This is a genomic window from Labrenzia sp. THAF187b, from assembly GCF_009363375.1.
Classification (GTDB): Bacteria; Pseudomonadota; Alphaproteobacteria; order Rhizobiales; family Stappiaceae; genus Roseibium; species Roseibium algicola.
On sequence record NZ_CP045344.1, the window covers coordinates 2,099,099 to 2,115,593 of the forward strand.

A 16,495-nucleotide genomic window follows, 5' to 3' on the forward strand; every position below is an offset into this window, starting at 1 on the left:
ACTCTCTCAATGGGCTTTGCTGCCTGAAGTGTCGGGGGCTGCTTCGTTGGTCTGCTTGCGGCTGAAGATGCGCCGCACGGTGACGAACAGGAGCGGCACGAAAAAGATGCCGAGCACGGTGGAGGCGATCATGCCGCCCATCACGCCGATGCCGATGGAGTTCTGCGCACCCGAACCTGCCCCGGTGGCAATCGCCAGTGGCGTCACACCCAGGATGAAGGCGAACGACGTCATCAGGATCGGCCGGAGCCGCTGGCGAGCGGCGTCCAGTGTCGCCTGCAGCAGGTCCTTGCCCTGTCGTTGTTGTTCGATGGCGAACTCCACGATCAGGATGGCATTCTTCGCCGCCAGGCCGATGGTCGTCAGCAGGCCGACCTTGAAGTAGACGTCGTTGGTTTGCCCGAAGATCAGGGCCGCCGCCAGGGCGCCGAAGACGCCGATTGGGACCGACAGCATCACCGCGAAGGGGATCGACCAGCTTTCATAAAGGGCGGCAAGGCACAGGAACACGATCAGGATCGAGATCGCATAAAGCGACGCGGCCTGATCGCCCGAAAGCCGTTCCTGATAGGAAAGGCCGGTCCATTCATGAACGAAGCCTGCCGGAAGCTGGGCCACGAGCGCATCGATTTCCGCCATCGCGTCACCCGAGCTGATGCCGGGAGCCGCCTGGCCCTGCAGTTCCACAGCCGACGCGCCGTTGAAGCGCTCCAGCCGCGGGGAACCATAGGTCCAGCGCGATGAGGCGAAAGCGCTGAAGGGCACCATGTCACCATTGGAATTGCGCACGTGCCACAGGTCCAGATCGGACGGCTGCATGCGGAACGGGGCATCGGCCTGTACATAGACCGGCTTGATGCGGCCACGGTCCATGAAGTCGTTGACGTAGTCGGACCCCCAGGCAATCGACAGGGTGTCGTTGATGTCCGGGATGCCGAGGTCGAGCAGGCGCGCTTTCTGCGTGTCGATGTCGACCTTGAACTGCGGCTGGTCTTCCTGGCCGTTGGGCCGTGTCGCCGCCAGTTTGCCGGATTGTGCCGCCATGCCCAGCAACTGGTTGCGAACCTCCATCAGCCGGTCATGACCGGCGCCATTGATGTCCTGCAGGTAGAACGAAAAGCCGTTGGTGTTGCCCATGCCCTGAATGGAAGGCGGGGCAAGGGCGAACACACGGGCGTCCTTGAACTGCGAGAAGGCTCCCATGGCGCGGCCGGCAACTGCCTGGGCGGCAAGTCGCGGGTCTTCGCGCTCGGTGAAGTCCTTCATGCGGATGAAGGCGAGGCCGACATTCTGTCCCTGACCGCCGAAACCGAAGCCGGCGACGGTGAAGACGCTGTCGACCGCATCCGGCTCGTTCTCCATGAAGTGGGTGCGTACCTTGTCGAGCACGGTCAGTGTTCGGCCCTGGGTCGCGCCAACGGGCAGGTTGACCATGGCAATCAGAATGCCCTGGTCTTCCTGCGGCAGGAAGGAGCTTGGCAGGCGATTGAACATCCAGCCCATGGCAACGCCGATTGCGATGAACAGCACAAGGAAGCGCTTGCCGCGTTTCAGGATGCCGCCATTTGCTGCCCTGTAACCGTTTGCGCTTGCGTCGAAACCCCTGTTGAACCAGGCGAAGGGACCACGCTTGTGGCCGTGGTCACCCTGCTTCAGCATGGTGGCGCACAGCGCAGGCGTCAGGATGAGCGCAACGAATACCGACAGCACCATGGCCGAAACGATGGTGATCGAGAACTGGCGGTAAATGATCCCGACGGAGCCGCCGAAAAACGCCATCGGCACGAAGACGGCGGACAGCACAACCGCAATGCCGATCAAGGCGCCGGTGATCTCGTTCATGGATTTGCGGGTTGCCTCGCGTGGTGGCAAACCTTCCTCCGCCATCACGCGTTCGACGTTTTCCACCACGACGATGGCGTCATCCACCAATAGCCCGATGGCGAGCACCATGGCGAACATCGTTAGCGTGTTGATCGAATAGCCGAACAGCGCAAGCACCCCGAAGGTGCCGAGCAGAACCACGGGCACGGCAAGTGTCGGAATGATGGTCGCGCGCAGGTTCTGCAGGAAGAGATACATCACCAGGAACACCAGCACGACTGCTTCCAGCAGTGTGTGGACCACCTTCTCGATGGAGAGCTTCACGAAGGGGGTGGTGTCATAGGGATAGACCACGTCGACCCCGGCAGGCAGCGTGGAGGAGAGCCGGTCGATGGTGTCGCGTACCCGCTGGGCGGTGTCGATGGCGTTTGCACCGGTCGCAAGCGAGACCGCAAGGCCGGACGCCGGCATGCCGTTGTAGAAGGCAGAGGTGCTGTAGCTTTCGTTGGCAACTTCCACCCGGGCGACATCGTTGAGACGAACGACAGAGCCATCTTCGGAGCTCTTCAGAATGATGTCGCGGAACTGCTGTGCAGTCTGCAGGCGGCTGGAGGCGGTTATGGTCGCGTTGAGCTGCTGCCCCTCGGCCTGCGGCAGACCGCCAAGCTGACCGGCGGAAACCTGGGTGTTCTGGGCCTGGATGGCGGAGCTGACATCGCTCGGCATCAGGTTGTATTTCAGCAGTTTCGTCGGGTCGAGCCAGATGCGCATGGCATAGCCGGAGCCGAACAGCCGGGTTTCACCGACGCCCTCGACGCGTTTCAGCGTGTCGTTGAGCGTGTTGTCGACATAGTCGGCAATGTCGGTGGAAGTCAGGCGTCCGTCCGTCGAAACGAAGCCGAGCACCATCAGGAAGCCGGAAGTCGACTTGGTGACGGTGATGCCGGTGTTCTGGACGATCTGCGGCAGCTGGCTGGAAACAAGCTGCAGCTTGTTCTGCACCTGCATCTGGGCAACGTCCGGATCCGCCTTGGAGGAGAACGTCAGCGAGATCTGGGCTGAACCGGAGTTCGAAGACGTCGCGGTCATGTAGTCCAGGTAATCGATCCCGGACATGCCCTGTTCGATCACCTTGGTAATCGAGTTCTCGACCGTCGCCGCATCGGCGCCCGGATAATTGGCACTGATGTTGACCGTGGTCGGTGCAATTTGCGGATATTGCGAAACGGAAAGCGTCGTGATGGCCAGTGCGCCTGCCAGCATCGTGACAATGGCAATGACCCAGGCAAAGATCGGCCTGTCGATGAAGAAAGCTGACATCAGTCGGAAGTCTCACTTGTGTTCGACACCGCTTCACCGCGGCTTTCCACCTCCCCCGTTGCTTCGTCAATGGTCACCAGAGTGCCTGTTGCCTCCTGGCCGGCCCGCACGAACAGCGAGCCTTCAACGATGACCCGGTCTCCCTCCGAGATGCCTTCGTTGACCAGCCAGTTGTTGCCGATGTCGCCTTCGACCCTCAGGACGCGCTCTTCCACCTTGCCGTCCTGGTCGAGGAACAATGCCGTCGGTTCGCCTCTCGCGTTGCGCGAAACGGCGCGCTGCGGCACGAGGAACGAGTTCTGCGCAATGCCTTCCTCGACGATGGCCTGGACGTACATGCCCGGCAGGAGCAAACGATCGGGGTTCGGGAATTCGGCGCGCAGCGTGTAGGTGCCGGTTGTCGGGTCAACGTGGGCTTCCGAAAATTCCAGCTTGCCGGTTTCGGAGTATTCCTCTCCGGTTTCCAGCAGCAGGCGCACCTGCACGTTGTCACCGGACAACTTGATCCGGCCTTCGCGCACGGCCTTTCGCAGCTTCAGCAGGTTGGTGCTCGACTGGGTGACGTCGACATTGATCGGGTCAAGCTGACGGATGATGGTCAGCGGGGCCGACTGGCTGGCGGTCACCAATGCGCCGACGTTCAGCGTCGAGGCTTCGATGCGGCCCGAAATCGGTGCCTTGATGACGGTGTTGTCGAGATTGATCCTTGCAGTCTGCACGCTGGCCTTTGCGGAGGCGATGTCCGCCTTTGCCTGGGCGAGCGCCGCCTTGGCGTCGTCCAGCTCCTGCTTGGCGACGGCGTTCTGCGTGATCAGTTCCTCGTAGCGTTCAACTTTTGTCTGGGCGCTCGGCAGGGCAGCTTCCGCTTTCTGGAGAGCTGCCTGGGCGCTGTCGTGTGCTGCCTTGTAGAGATCGTCCTCGATCCGGTAGAGCACGTCACCGGCTGTGACCTCCGTGCCTTCCTTGAACAGGCGTTCCTTGATGATGCCGCCGACCTCGGGCCGGACTTCCGCATCGAGGGACGCTGCGATCCTGCCCGAAAGCTTGGCCGTGATCGCGACCGACTCGGGCTCAAGTTCGACAACGCCGACTTCCGGTTTGGGTGCGGCCCCTCGCATCTGCTGGGCCTGAGCAATGCCGGACCCCAGGTTGGTGGAAATCAGGAAAGCGATGAGAAAAGCACGGAACGGCTTCTTCGTAGAGCACAGGTACGCAGTGCTCGAACCGAGAGGGGTACACGTCATTTCCGGGAGGAACCTCTTTGGAAGCGAATGCTGTGGAGTATTAGAAAACTCTCGGGTACCATTATTCTCTTCAAGGTTCCCTCGTCAATCGATTTTCGGTATCAGTTCGTAACGGGGAGGAGACATAATGAGCTCTTCAAGAACAAAAATTGTGCAAACGGGTTCCTGCCCAGGCGGGCAGGATGACTGTAACGAACAGCGGCAACGCGGACGGCAAAAGGTCCATGACGAGGCGACGCTGAAGGCGCGCGTTGTCGAGGTCGCCTTCGGCACGTTCCAGAAGCATTCCTACAACGGCACGACCATGGCCTTGGTCGCCAAGAATGCCGGGATTTCCAAGCGGACGCTTTACGAGCTGTTTCCTTCGAAAATCGAGCTCTTCGCTGAACTCGCAATACGCCACCGTGCCAATCTTCTTGATGTTCCGGCGGGCCGAAAGGCCGAAACTCTCGAAGAAGCCCTGAGGGCGGTCTTCAAGGTTGACCAGAGCGATGAAAAACACAATCAGCAGGCTGCCGAAATGCGTCTGTTCTATGTGGAGGCCGTCGCGAACGAAGAGCTGGGCATGCTTTTGAGGAAACACTGCGGCAGCGAACTGCATGACGTGGTGACTGCCTGGGTGGAGGACGAGGTCGCAAAGGGCCGGATCGTGGTCCAGTCTTCGCGCGACACGGCAAAGTATCTTCTGGATGTCCTCATTGCAGCTCGGCTGTTCCGCCCGAAGACACCCGACATGATCACCGGCCTGTCGGATATTCGCACCTACCTCAATCACACCATCCAGCTCATCCTGAACGGCCTGCTGCCACGCTGACCGTTCAGGAGCGATGCATCAGGATGCCTTGGCCTTGCGAAGAGGGGCGGGATCGGCTCTTTGCAGCCAGTGACCGAGATCCAGCGTCGACCGCTTACCAAGTTCTGCGCGGTTCTTTTCAAGAAACTCATCGGCAGCGGTGCGGCCTTCCTCGCGCAATTCCTCCAGGAACGGCCAGGTGGAGTTGAGCTTGGATTGACCGCTACGGCCATTCATGCCGGCGCCTGCAATCCGGTGGATCCGCAGGTTGGCGATCGGATTGGCAGCCGGGCTGGCGGCACGATTGGCGTTGAGGCCTGTCAGGCTCGGCAGGAAACCTTGCCGGGGCGACTGTGTGCCGGCGCCTGCTTGATGCTGCAATTCCGCCAGCAATCGCAGTTCCTTGATCAAAGGCGCATTGAAGGAGATCTCCTTTTCGCGCGCGGCGATCTGCTGGGCGTCCTGCGGCAGGGCAGCTCGTTCGGTGGGGCTCGTCTGGACCAGCAACAGATCCGCATCGCCCGGTTCCAGAACCAGAGGCATCAGGCTGGGGTTGCCGGTATAGCCGCCGTCCCAGTAGTGCTCGCCGTCGATTTCGACCGCGTGAAAGAGAGACGGGAGACAGGCCGATGCCAGAAGCACATCGGTGCTGACGGCATCGTTGGAAAAGATGCGCGCTTCACCCGAACCGACATGGGTCGCAGTCACATGCAGCGGTATGGCCGAGCGGGCAATGGCGTCGATGTCGATCGTTTCGTCTATGATTTCCCGTAAAGGGTTGAAGCCTGCCGGGTTGAGATCGTAGGGCGACAGGAAGTTCATTCCCGCGCCGAAGAGAAACGGCAGGCTTTCGAAATCTATTCCCAACCCACCGAGCACAGCTCTCGATGTCGTCATGTTGAAGGGGGTAAACCGGCTTCGTTTGGAAACCGTTTTCCAGAAGCCCTCCAGTGACGTGCGCGCTTCTTCGCGCCCGCCTTTCATAAGGCCGGTCAGCAGAGCCGCCGCATTCATCGCGCCGGCGGATGTGCCCGAAAGGGCGTTGATTTCGAGTGTCTCTTCCTCCAGGAGACGGTCCAATACGCCCCAGGTGAAGGCGCCATGGGCACCGCCACCCTGGAGCGCCAGGTTCACACGTGTCCTGCGCGCTCCTGTAGCGCTATGTGAAACAGTATGTTTCAAGGTCCGGGTTCCTTTCCACGAAGTAGTGTCCAGCCCCGAAACGTTTCCTCGTGATTTTTTTGCTTGAGTTTCGTGCCCGGCCGCTGGTGAGCGGATTTTGGCGGTAAACCATTTTACGGCCTGCCGGTGCATCGGAAGACTAAGATATGCTGCAATGCAGCATCTTTCAATGTGTGCACGCGTTTCGACCGGCTTTTACGGTGAGAAACGGCAGCCTTCCGCGGGAAAAAGACTGCTGCGATGCGATGTTTCGAAATCTGCGCGACAAAAGGGAGACTTGCGCAAGTTCCTGATTCCATGTCTGAATTCAGATACCTTCCCGAAATGTGCGGGCGGGTGGCGTCGTTTTGGCTGAAACTTTGTGCAGACGATCGGGAGGATGCAGCGCAATGAGCGTGAAACTGACTTTTCTCGGAGGCGTCGGCACTGTTACAGGCTCGAAATACCTGCTGGAGAAAGACGGCATACGTGTGCTGGTCGATTGCGGGCTGTTCCAGGGGTACAAGCAATTGCGGCTCAAGAACTGGGCGCCCTTGCCTGTCGATCCGAAAACAATCGACGCTGTCATCCTGACCCACGCCCATCTGGATCACTCCGGCTATCTGCCCCTCCTGGTTCGCAACGGCTTCAAGGGGCCCGTTGTCTGCACAAGGGCGACGCGGGATCTGTGCGCGATCCTCCTGCCGGACAGTGGGTTTTTGCAGGAAAAGGACGCGGAATTCGCCAACCGTCACGGGTTCTCGAAGCACCGCCCGGCCCTGCCGCTCTATACGAAAAAGGATGCGGAAGTGTCGCTGGACCGGTTCCGGCCAGTGGACTTCGATGACGTGCATGAACTGCTGGGTGCTTTCAGCGTTACCTTCCGCAAGGCCGGGCATATCCTGGGGGCGGCGATTGTGGAGCTGATCTGGGGTGGCACAAGGATCGTCTTTTCCGGAGACCTCGGGCGCTACGGTGATGCGACGATGTTCGATCCGTCGCCGATCCGCGAGGCGGATTACCTGCTGGTCGAATCCACCTATGGCAACCGCCGGCACGAAAACCTTGATGCCGAGGACATCCTGGCCGAAGCCATCACCAAGACCGCACGGCGCGGTGGCACCGTTGTCATCCCCTCCTTTGCGGTCGGCCGGGCGCAATCACTGCTGTTCCACATACAGAGCCTGAAGGAAGACGGCCGAATTCCCGACCTGCCGGTCTTTCTCGACAGTCCCATGGCCGTCAGCGCCTCCAACATCTATGGCAAACACCCGGACGACCACCGGTTGACGGCGGAAGAATGCGACTGGTCCAACGGGGCGGCCCATTATGTGGCCGATGTGGAGGAATCCAAGGATCTCGACCGGAACCGTATGCCCAAGGTCATCGTTTCGGCCAGCGGCATGGCGACCGGCGGCCGGGTGCTGCATCACCTGAAACACTATGCGCCCGACCATCGCAACATGATCCTGTTCGCGGGCTTTCAGGCTGGGGGAACGAGAGGCGCGGCGATCACGTCCGGTGCGGCAAGTGTCCGGATCCATGGCTCCGACGTGCCGATCCGGGCGGAGGTCGGCAACCTGCACATGCTGTCAGCGCATGCGGATGCGGACGAAATCATGCGGTGGCTGGGAAACTTCGAGCGGCCGCCAAGGATGACTTACATCACGCATGGCGAGCCGGATGCCGCCGACGCCCTGCGCTACAGGATCGAGAGCGAGCTGGATTGGCCGTGCTGGCTGCCGGACTACCGGGAAGACGTTGAACTGGAATAACGATCGCCAAGAGCTCCTTCCCCAGCTTCCGTACAGAAGGAATGAATGCCGATGTCGGAACCTGCGAGGCACTGGAAATAATCGTTTTTGCTATTTGCCGTTGCGTCAGATTTGTCGCAGTGTTTAAGGTAGGGGCCTAGGTGTGTAGGGAGTAATGGCTGTGTGGCGTTCTGTTCTCATGTCCTCGATCATGGCGGTTGCCGCCGTCACGTCTGCCAGGGCCGATGCCGTTGTGATCGGCGTGCCCGCCTGGCCCTCGGCACAGGTCACCGCCTACATCATTGATGATATTCTGAAAGAGCGTCTCGGCGTGGAGACGGACCTGCGTGATCGAGGCACGCTGACAATTCTCTCCGATATCAGCCGGGGCGAGGTCCAGGTACATCCGGAAGTCTGGTTTCCCAACCTGTCTGCAATGGCTGGGAGGTTGAGCGAGGAAAAGCAGGTTCTGTCGCTCAGCCCCAAGAGCGTCGCCGCGACGCAGAATATCTGCGCGACACGCGCAACGGTTGAACAAACCGGCATCAAGGCGGTGGCCGACCTCGTGAAGCCTGAGATGGCCGCGCAATTCGACAGTGACGGCGATGGCAAGGGCGAGATCTGGATTGGCGCCCCGAGCTGGTCGTCAACGGAGATCGAAAAGATCAGGGCGCATTCTTACGGCTACGACCAGACAATGACGCTGCTGGAAATGCCGGAAGATGTCGCCATGGCCGCCGTCGATGCGGCCGTATCCTTCGGCAAGCCCGTGGTCTTCTATTGTTACGGACCGCACCATGTTTTTGAACTTCATGACATCGTGAAGCTGGAAGAGCCAGCGTATGACCCGGCACGCTGGACAATCGTCACCCGCGCCCAGGACAACGACTGGCTGGAAAAGTCGCACGCCGACACCGCCTGGGACGAATCCAGTTTCAAGATTGCCTTTGCAACATCCCTTGAAAGCGGCATGCCCGAAGTGGCCTCGTTCCTGTCTGCCATGGAACTGACACCGGCCGATGTGACCGGGATGAGCTATGCCGTCGTTGTCGAGGGCAAACCGGCAGAAGATGTTGCAAGGGACTGGATTGCCGCGAATGCGGACAGGATCGGGGAGTGGACCAAATGATCAGGCTGCCGAGCGCATTTCGCACTGTCTTGAACTGGGTGCCGGCCATTGCGGTGCTGGCCTTTGCCGGCGTGGCGCTGGCGCAATCCTTCCAGACGCAGATCTACGATCCGACGACACGCAAATGGGTGGACTACACCCCGCGCGCAGCGGCGAAGTTCTATAACCGGCATGGCCAGTCGCCTGAGGAATTCCGGCGGCAGGTGGTTCCGTTCCGCACGGCTGAAAAGCCCGGTACCATCATCATCGATGGAGACAGGCACTTCCTTTACCTGGTTCAGCCCAACTTTCAGGCGATCCGATACGGGATTGGCGTGGGCCGCGACGGCTTCGGCTGGGCCGGCATCGTCAAGATCGGCCGCATGCAGGAATGGCCGACCTGGACACCGCCACCGGAAATGATTGCCCGTGATCCTGAATCCGCCCAGTGGGCGGGCGGTATGCCAGGCGGGCCCGACAATCCGCTCGGCGCCCGTGCGATGTATCTTTATATCGGCAACAAGGATTCCATCTACCGCATCCATGGCACCAACCAGCCCTGGACGATCGGTCTCAATATCTCATCGGGCTGTATTCGCCTGAACAACGAGGATGTCGCGGATCTCTACAGCCGCGTGGAAGTTGGCGCGAAGGTGATTGTGCTGATGCAGGGGGCTGCCCTTTACAAGGGCGTGTGAGACCTGTCGGTGAAGGGTGGGAGAAACTTGAAATGAACATCAGGGTATCGAACAGGCTTGTTGCGGGACTGGCCGCCGGTCTTTGTCTTTCCGTCGTCGCGGGCTGCAACACCAGCTCCAACCAGACACCGACCGCCGGTGCCGTGCGTTCGTCAGGCGAAACCGCACCAACCGACCTGCAATTGCTTTGTGCCTCGAAGGCCGCAGAAGAGCTGCAGGTTACCGGCGGCAATGTTCTGCCCGTCAGCTCCATGCCTTCGGGCGAAAACGCCTATCAGGTCAACCTGACCTTCGATGGCGGGCAGGCAGTTTGCGTCATTGACGAAGCCGGCACCGTTCAGTCGATCAATCGCGTTTAAGGAAGAGCCGGGCGGCTTCAAGCCTCCGGCAGATGCTTCAAGAGTGAAGCCTTGGCCCCGTGGATGTGTTCCCGGGTGAGGTTGGAGGCGAGGTCCGCGTCGCCTTTTTCGCAGGCTTCCAGGATGGCGAAATGTTCGCGTCCCGCCCGTTCCATGCCGTTGGACATGACCAGCTGGGCCCGGATCTGCCGTTCCACCCGGTCGATGGCGTTGTCGGCAATCTCCTGAAAGAACTTCAGATCACTGGCGCTGTAGAGCGTTTCGTGAAAATCGCGGTTGAGGTCGCCATAGGCCATCGGATCGGTGGCCGAGGAGAACGCCGCGCATTTTTCCCGTGCGTCTGCCAGCAATTCCTTGGACATCAGCGGAACGGCGTTGCGGATGATTTCCGGTTCGACCAGCGCGCGCAGGTCAAAGATTTCCGCCGTTTCCCTGGGTGACAGACCGGCGACGACAGCCCCCTTGTAGCGCTGGGTCTTGACGAGGCCCTGTTCCTCCAGGCGTGAGATCGCTTCGCGTACCGGAATGCGGCTGGTGTTGAACAGGCGGGCGATTTCGTCCTGGCGGAGAGGTTCGCCTTCTTCAAGCTGGCCCTCGATAATGGCTTTCCGCAGCGCGTCGAACACAATCGACGAGGCCGAAGCAGTCGCGGAAATATCCATCGTTTTCAGTTTCATAGGACCAATTCTCCCTGAAGCCACCTTTTACGGGATCGCCCTTGATTGGTGAAGCGAAAATGATTTCGAATATTTTATATTGAATATTGGATCCAATCTGGTTTATCAATCTCGGGCCCAAGGGAACGCAGCAGGCAGCAGTTGATGGAACAGCTGGTGCTGCGAAGTCCGGGTGCGATGCACCGAAGGCTGGAAGGCCCGGCGCACGATGAGCGAAGACCGACGGGAGGCGCATCTGCCGTCCGGCGGATGAGCCGGAATACCCCGACAGCTCGGGAGGCTGTAGGGCAAAGACCTGGTCCGGATCGAGCGGGAAACCTGCCGGCCGGGCAAGAAAAGACCCGGAGCGTGCAAGCGCCGGGGCCAGAATGCTTCAGAAGGAAGAGGGGAACTCATGATCAGGAAATTTGTGGCTGCCGCAGCCCTTTCACTTGCCGCCGCGCTGCCGGTCAAAGCCGACACGCTGGACGATGTTGTCGATCGCGGTCAGCTGAAATGCGGCGTCGTGCTGGACTTTCCGCCGATCGGCTATCGGGACGAGAACAACGAGCCGGCCGGTTTCGATGTGGAATATTGCAATGATCTCGCCGCAGCGCTTGAAGTCGAGCCGATCATCTATCCGGTAACCTGGGCCGAGCGCCTGCCGGTGATCGTGACAGGCCGCGCGGATGTGGTGTTCGGCGCAACTTCCGACAGTCTCGCCCGTGCCCGTACCGTCGGTTTCACCATTCCCTACGCGATCTATTACGCACAGGGTGTCGTCAACACTGAGAGCGGAATCAGCTCTTTTGAAGATATCCGGGGCAAGCGTGTTGCTGCCGCTATCGGTACCGTGCCGGAGCAGGAGTGGCTCAAGATTGCGGCCGAATGGGACGAAGAGCATCTCTACCAGGGCTATCAGTCCGAAAACGAAGTGTTTCTTGCTGTTGCCCAGGGCAAGGCCGATATCGGCCTGACCACCAACACCGCCGTCAAGCCGGTCACCGACCAGTATGAAACGCTGGAGCCCGGCCCGCGCATGCCTTGGACCACGGATTACACTTCCGTTGTCGCCAAGCGCGAAGACGTGACCTGGCTGAACTTCCTCAACCTCTTCGTCACCCACCAGGTTCGCTCCGGCCGCTATGCCGAGCTGTGGGGCAAATATGTCGGTGGCGAAGCTCCGGAACTGCGTATCCCGGGTGTGATGTACTGAGGGTGATGCCTTGACGGGTGAGCCTGTCCTCCTCGGATGAGAGCCGGGTTCACCTGCAACTTGCGACAAATACAGTGTCACCCCGGGCGACCGAAAGGGAGATCCGGGGTCCACTCACCCCCGGAAAGTTTGAGGCGTGTGCTGATCCTCGGTGAAGAGATCCGCGGCTTCAGCAAGTTTCACCAAGAGTAGGCCCCGGATCTGCGCTGCGCTTGTCCGGGGTGACATCCGGAATAACAACCTCGAGAGTGCTCTTGTCTGACGGGATCTCACGAATGCGTATGCCTTGCCCCGATAAGGCGGGATAGCCGGAGCAATTCGTAACAAATGTTCGACTATAATTTCCATTGGCGGCCAGTGCTGAAAAGCCTGCCCGATCTGCTGGAGGCCGGCTTGCTGACGCTTGAAGTCGCGACCCTGTCGATGGTGATCGGCATCGTGGTCGGTCTTGCGCTGGCGCTGATCCGGCTGAAGCTGAAGGGGCCACTCTACTGGCTTGCGACAACGTGGGTGGAACTGGCGCGCAATACGCCAGCGCTGTTCCAGCTGTTCTTCTTCGGCTTCGGGCTCGGCGCCTTCGGCATTCACCTGACGCCGTTTTTCATCGTACTTGCCGGGCTCAGCTTCAACTGTGCCGGCTATCTGGCGGAGAATTTTCGCGGCGGCTTTCAGGCTGTGCCCGAGACTCAGCTGCGGGCGGCACGGTCGTTGGGAATGACCTCCTGGCAGGCCTATACCCGCATCGTCATCCCGCAGGTTTTTCGCATCGTCTATCACCCGGTCACCAACCAGATGGTCTGGGCGGTGTTGATGTCTTCACTCGGCATGCTGGTCGGGTTCCGCGAACTGTCAGGCGAGACCCAGTTCTTTGCCAGCCGTACCTTCCGCATCTTCGAATATTTCGCAGTCACGGCCGTCATCTACTACGTGATCGTCAAATTCATCCTGGCGGCGTCCCGGCTACTTGCCATGCGCCTGTTCCGGTACTGAGGGGGCTGACATGAAAGAATCCATCAGCTTCTTTTCAGGCTTCAACATTCACGACTTCTGGTTCCTCGGTGAAGCTGCACTCCGGACCCTCTGGATCTCGGCTGTGTCGATTACCATCGGGACCGTGCTCGGCGGTCTGTTCGGCTGGATGCTTTACGAGGGCCGGCTGGCGGCGACGCTGCTGCTGGGGCCGGTGCTGGATGTGTTCCGCTCCGTGCCGCTGATTATCCAGCTTGTGCTGTTCTACAATTTTGCGCCCATCGTCGGTCTGGATTTCGATCCGTTTGCGTCGGGCGTGGTGATCCTGACCGCCTACACCGCTTCTCTGGTAGCCAACGTTGCCCGCGGCGGCATCGAGGCTGTCGGCAAGCCGATGCGCCGGGCGGCGCGTTCGCTGGGACTCAGCTACTGGCAGGACATGCGCTACGTGGTGTTGCCCATCGGCGGGCGGGCCGTCTTTCCGGCCTGGGTCGGTGTTGCGCTCGGCGTCATGAAGGATTCCGCGCTGGTGTCCGTGCTCGGCTATGTCGAGCTGCTCAAGGCCAGCCAGATCCTGATCACGCGGACACAGGAACCCTTCCTGATCCTCTCCCTCGCCGGCGCGTTCTACTTCGCGCTGTCCTTCCCGATCTCGCGCTATGCCGCAAAACTGGAAAAAAGGTGGGCCCAATGATCGAGATACGCGGCCTTGAGAAATATTTCGGCGCTCTTCAGGTGCTCAAGGGCATCGACCTTGATGTCGAAAAGGGCGAAGTGCTTTCCGTCATCGGCGCGTCCGGGTCGGGCAAGTCGACACTGCTCTATTGCATCAACGGTCTGGAGCCGATCCAGAAGGGATCGGTGGTGGTCGACGGCACCAACGTTCACGCCAAGGCGACGGACATCAACAAGCTGCGCCAGAAGCTCGGCATGGTGTTCCAGCAATGGAACAGCTTTCCGCATCTGACCGCGTTGGAAAATGTTGCGCTGGCGCCGAGGATCGTGAAGGGCAAATCGAAGGCGGAAGCCGAGGCGATTGCGGAAAAGCAGCTTCGCCATGTCGGCCTTGCGGACAAGCTGAAAGTGTATCCGAACAATCTGTCGGGCGGGCAGCAGCAGCGTCTCGCGATTGCGCGGGCACTGGCAATGGAGCCGACCTACATGCTCTTCGACGAGGCGACATCCGCGCTGGATCCGGAGCTGGTCGGCGAAGTGCTGGATACGATGCGCCTGCTTGCCGAGGAAGGCATGACGATGATCTGCGTCACTCACGAAATGGGCTTTGCCCGGGACGTCTCCGACCGGGTCGCCTTCTTCCACAAGGGCGTAATGGAGGAGATCGGCCCGCCGGCCCAGATCTTCGGTCAAGCTGAATCCGAGAACACCCGAAAATTTCTTGCTAACGTGCGCTGACCCGGCGCAACTAGACCTAACCGTCAGGCCTCAAGGCCCGTGCTTTGCACGTGGGAGCCAACCGGCAGGCCCGACCCATCCAGGAGTGAATGATGACGTCCAATATCTTTTCCGGCTGCATGCCTGCCCTGATGACCCCGTGCAAGGCCGACCGTTCGCCCGATTTCGATGCCCTCGTGAAGAAGGGCAAGGACCTGATCGAAGCCGGCATGTCCGCCGTCGTCTATTGCGGCTCCATGGGCGACTGGCCTCTCCTGACGGACGAGCAGCGCATGGAAGGCGTCGAGCGTCTGGTGAAAGCGGGTGTGCCGGTGGTCGTCGGAACCGGTGCGGTCAACACCAGGTCCGCAGTTGCCCATGCCGCACATGCGGCAAAGGTTGGTGCGCATGGTCTCATGGTCATCCCGCGCGTTCTGTCTCGCGGCATCTCGGTGTCGGCGCAGCGCAACCATTTCAGCGATATCCTGAAAGCGGCTCCGAACCTGCCGGCGGTGATCTACAACAGCCCTTACTACGGTTTCGCCACCCGCGCCGACCTGTTCTTCGACCTGCGCCGGGAATTCCCGAACCTGATCGGCTTCAAGGAATTCGGCGGCCTTGCGGACCTGCGCTATGCGGCTGAAAACATCACCTCGCAGGACGACCAGGTGACGCTGATGGTCGGTGTCGACACCGCCGTCTATCACGGCTTCATCAACTGTGGTGCGACCGGTGCGATCACCGGCATCGGCAATGCCATTCCCAAGGAAGTTCTGCACTTGGTGGCGCTTTGCAAGAAGGCCGCAGAAGGTCATGCGGAAGCTCGACTGCGGGCAAAGGAACTGGAAGAGGCGCTGGCTGTTCTGTCCAGCTTCGATGAAGGCCCGGACCTGGTGCTCTACTACAAGCACCTGATGGTGTTAAACGGCGACACCGAATACACGCTGCACTTCAACGAGACCGATGCCCTCAACGATGCGCAGCGCAACTATGTCGAAGCGCAGTACAAGCTGTTCAAGACCTGGTACGCCGACTGGAGCACGCAAGGCGGCGTGATCGCCGAATGCGCGTAATCGACAGCCATACCGCGGGTGAACCGACCCGCGTCGTGCTCGATGGTGGCCCCGATCTCGGATCGGGGACACTGGCGGAACGTGCCGCCCGGCTGGAAGCCGAGCATCTCGATTTCTGCGCTTCCGTCGTTCTGGAACCGCGCGGTCACGATGCCATTATCGGAGCGCTGCTGGTGCCGCCGTCCGATCCGGATTGCGTTGCCGGCGTGATCTACTTCAATAACCTGCAGAACCTTGGCATGTGCGGTCACGCCACCATCGGCCTTGGTGTCACCCTGGCGCATCTCGGCCGGATCGGGCCGGGATGGCACAAGTTCGAAACGCCGGTGGGCGTGGTCGAGATCGATCTGATCGACGCCAACACGGTGTCGGTGGTCAACATCGAGAGCTACCGGCTGGCGAAGGATGTCACGGTCGAGGTCGAAGGCATTGGCCCGGTCACCGGTGATGTCGCCTGGGGCGGCAACTGGTTCTTCCTGGTCAAGAGCAGCCCGGTTGCCCTGACGGGTGCCAATATCCGCCCACTAACCGACCTCACGCTGAAGATCCGCGATGCGCTGGAAAAGGCCGGTGTTACCGGTAAGGACGGGGCCTGGATCGACCATATCGAGCTGTTCGGGCCGGCCGAAGACCCGTCCGCGCAAAGCCGCAACTTCGTGCTGTGCCCGGGTGGTGCGTATGACCGCTCGCCCTGCGGGACAGGCTGTTCGGCCAAGCTGGCCTGCCTTGCCGCTGACGGTGCGCTGGCACCGGGTGAGGACTACCTGCAGGAAAGCGTCATCGGCAGCACCTACAAGATCAGCTACCAGCCCGGCCCGGGTGGTGGCGTCATTCCCACCATCACCGGACAGGCCTTCGTCACGTCCGATGCCAACCTGATTTTCAATCCGGCGGACCCCTACCGCGCAGGGATACGCCTTTAAGCCAC

The 16,495-nt window shown here is 60.5% G+C and carries 15 protein-coding genes; 11 read left to right on the top strand and 4 right to left on the bottom strand.

Features of this window, described 5'->3' with window-relative positions:
* Nucleotides 1-6: 6 nt before the first annotated feature.
* A complete protein-coding gene (locus FIV03_RS09745) occupies nt 7-3,144 on the bottom strand; it encodes an efflux RND transporter permease subunit (protein ID WP_152509423.1) in 3,138 nt (1,045 codons plus the stop codon).
* On the bottom strand, nt 3,144-4,262 hold the full coding sequence (locus tag FIV03_RS09750) for an efflux RND transporter periplasmic adaptor subunit (RefSeq protein WP_205838739.1): 1,119 nt from the start codon (nt 4,260-4,262) through the stop codon (nt 3,144-3,146). The genes FIV03_RS09745 and FIV03_RS09750 overlap by 1 nt, the downstream gene beginning before the upstream one ends.
* Before the next feature lie 253 nt (nt 4,263-4,515).
* Here FIV03_RS09750 and FIV03_RS09755 point away from each other — a divergent pair, with 253 nt between their 5' ends.
* Nucleotides 4,516-5,202 (top strand): TetR/AcrR family transcriptional regulator, encoded by a 687-nt coding sequence (locus tag FIV03_RS09755; RefSeq protein WP_152509424.1) that lies wholly within the window; start codon nt 4,516-4,518, stop codon nt 5,200-5,202.
* 18 nt (nt 5,203-5,220) lie between these two features.
* Here FIV03_RS09755 and FIV03_RS09760 read toward each other — a convergent pair whose 3' ends face one another.
* On the bottom strand, nt 5,221-6,363 hold the full coding sequence (locus FIV03_RS09760; RefSeq protein WP_286202279.1) for a patatin-like phospholipase family protein: 1,143 nt from the start codon (nt 6,361-6,363) through the stop codon (nt 5,221-5,223).
* Between the two features lie 389 nt (nt 6,364-6,752).
* Between FIV03_RS09760 and FIV03_RS09765 the strand changes: the two genes are divergently transcribed.
* The 4 genes from FIV03_RS09765 (at nt 6,753) to FIV03_RS09780 (ending at nt 10,261) form a co-directional block, all read left to right on the top strand.
* Nucleotides 6,753-8,117: an MBL fold metallo-hydrolase gene (locus tag FIV03_RS09765; protein ID WP_286202280.1), complete on the top strand. Its 1,365-nt coding sequence runs from the start codon at nt 6,753-6,755 to the stop codon at nt 8,115-8,117.
* 154 nt (nt 8,118-8,271) lie between these two features.
* Nucleotides 8,272-9,225: a glycine betaine ABC transporter substrate-binding protein gene (locus FIV03_RS09770; protein ID WP_152509426.1), complete on the top strand. Its 954-nt coding sequence runs from the start codon at nt 8,272-8,274 to the stop codon at nt 9,223-9,225.
* Nucleotides 9,222-9,902: a L,D-transpeptidase gene (locus FIV03_RS09775; RefSeq protein ID WP_023000133.1), complete on the top strand. Its 681-nt coding sequence runs from the start codon at nt 9,222-9,224 to the stop codon at nt 9,900-9,902. The genes FIV03_RS09770 and FIV03_RS09775 overlap by 4 nt, the downstream gene beginning before the upstream one ends.
* A gap of 32 nt (nt 9,903-9,934) precedes the next feature.
* Complete coding sequence (locus FIV03_RS09780; RefSeq protein ID WP_062486855.1) at nt 9,935-10,261, top strand: hypothetical protein; 327 nt, start codon at nt 9,935-9,937, stop codon at nt 10,259-10,261.
* A gap of 17 nt (nt 10,262-10,278) precedes the next feature.
* On the opposite strand, the gene FIV03_RS09785 is transcribed toward FIV03_RS09780, so the two are convergent.
* The gene (locus FIV03_RS09785) at nt 10,279-10,938 is read right to left on the bottom strand and encodes a GntR family transcriptional regulator (protein ID WP_055661557.1); all 660 of its coding nucleotides are present in this window, start codon (nt 10,936-10,938) and stop codon (nt 10,279-10,281) included.
* Nucleotides 10,939-11,332: 394 nt separating this feature from the next.
* Here FIV03_RS09785 and FIV03_RS09790 point away from each other — a divergent pair, with 394 nt between their 5' ends.
* From FIV03_RS09790 to FIV03_RS09815, 6 genes are all read left to right on the top strand, one after another.
* Nucleotides 11,333-12,133: a transporter substrate-binding domain-containing protein gene (locus FIV03_RS09790; RefSeq protein ID WP_152509427.1), complete on the top strand. Its 801-nt coding sequence runs from the start codon at nt 11,333-11,335 to the stop codon at nt 12,131-12,133.
* 327 nt (nt 12,134-12,460) lie between these two features.
* Complete coding sequence (locus FIV03_RS09795; protein WP_055661559.1) at nt 12,461-13,123, top strand: amino acid ABC transporter permease; 663 nt, start codon at nt 12,461-12,463, stop codon at nt 13,121-13,123.
* Between the two features lie 10 nt (nt 13,124-13,133).
* Complete coding sequence (locus FIV03_RS09800; protein WP_023000138.1) at nt 13,134-13,796, top strand: amino acid ABC transporter permease; 663 nt, start codon at nt 13,134-13,136, stop codon at nt 13,794-13,796.
* Nucleotides 13,793-14,515, top strand: coding sequence for an amino acid ABC transporter ATP-binding protein (locus FIV03_RS09805; protein ID WP_152509428.1), 723 nt, complete (start codon nt 13,793-13,795; stop codon nt 14,513-14,515). The genes FIV03_RS09800 and FIV03_RS09805 overlap by 4 nt, the downstream gene beginning before the upstream one ends.
* A gap of 92 nt (nt 14,516-14,607) precedes the next feature.
* Nucleotides 14,608-15,567: a dihydrodipicolinate synthase family protein gene (locus tag FIV03_RS09810; RefSeq protein ID WP_152509429.1), complete on the top strand. Its 960-nt coding sequence runs from the start codon at nt 14,608-14,610 to the stop codon at nt 15,565-15,567.
* On the top strand, nt 15,558-16,490 hold the full coding sequence (locus FIV03_RS09815; protein ID WP_152509430.1) for a proline racemase family protein: 933 nt from the start codon (nt 15,558-15,560) through the stop codon (nt 16,488-16,490). Before FIV03_RS09810 ends, FIV03_RS09815 begins: the two co-directional genes overlap by 10 nt.
* The last annotated feature ends 5 nt before the right edge of the window (nt 16,491-16,495 follow it).

Coding starts and splice junctions, on each gene's coding strand:
- FIV03_RS09745 (WP_152509423.1), bottom strand. CDS start 3,144: ATGTCAGCTTTCTTCATCGACAGGCCGATCTTTGCCTGGGTCATTGCC.
- FIV03_RS09750 (WP_205838739.1), bottom strand. CDS start 4,262: ATGCGAGGGGCCGCACCCAAACCGGAAGTCGGCGTTGTCGAACTTGAG.
- FIV03_RS09755 (WP_152509424.1), top strand. CDS start 4,516: ATGAGCTCTTCAAGAACAAAAATTGTGCAAACGGGTTCCTGCCCAGGC.
- FIV03_RS09765 (WP_286202280.1), top strand. CDS start 6,753: ATGAGCGTGAAACTGACTTTTCTCGGAGGCGTCGGCACTGTTACAGGC.
- FIV03_RS09770 (WP_152509426.1), top strand. CDS start 8,272: ATGGCTGTGTGGCGTTCTGTTCTCATGTCCTCGATCATGGCGGTTGCC.
- FIV03_RS09775 (WP_023000133.1), top strand. CDS start 9,222: ATGATCAGGCTGCCGAGCGCATTTCGCACTGTCTTGAACTGGGTGCCG.
- FIV03_RS09780 (WP_062486855.1), top strand. CDS start 9,935: ATGAACATCAGGGTATCGAACAGGCTTGTTGCGGGACTGGCCGCCGGT.
- FIV03_RS09785 (WP_055661557.1), bottom strand. CDS start 10,938: ATGAAACTGAAAACGATGGATATTTCCGCGACTGCTTCGGCCTCGTCG.
- FIV03_RS09790 (WP_152509427.1), top strand. CDS start 11,333: ATGATCAGGAAATTTGTGGCTGCCGCAGCCCTTTCACTTGCCGCCGCG.
- FIV03_RS09795 (WP_055661559.1), top strand. CDS start 12,461: ATGTTCGACTATAATTTCCATTGGCGGCCAGTGCTGAAAAGCCTGCCC.
- FIV03_RS09800 (WP_023000138.1), top strand. CDS start 13,134: ATGAAAGAATCCATCAGCTTCTTTTCAGGCTTCAACATTCACGACTTC.
- FIV03_RS09805 (WP_152509428.1), top strand. CDS start 13,793: ATGATCGAGATACGCGGCCTTGAGAAATATTTCGGCGCTCTTCAGGTG.
- FIV03_RS09810 (WP_152509429.1), top strand. CDS start 14,608: ATGACGTCCAATATCTTTTCCGGCTGCATGCCTGCCCTGATGACCCCG.
- FIV03_RS09815 (WP_152509430.1), top strand. CDS start 15,558: ATGCGCGTAATCGACAGCCATACCGCGGGTGAACCGACCCGCGTCGTG.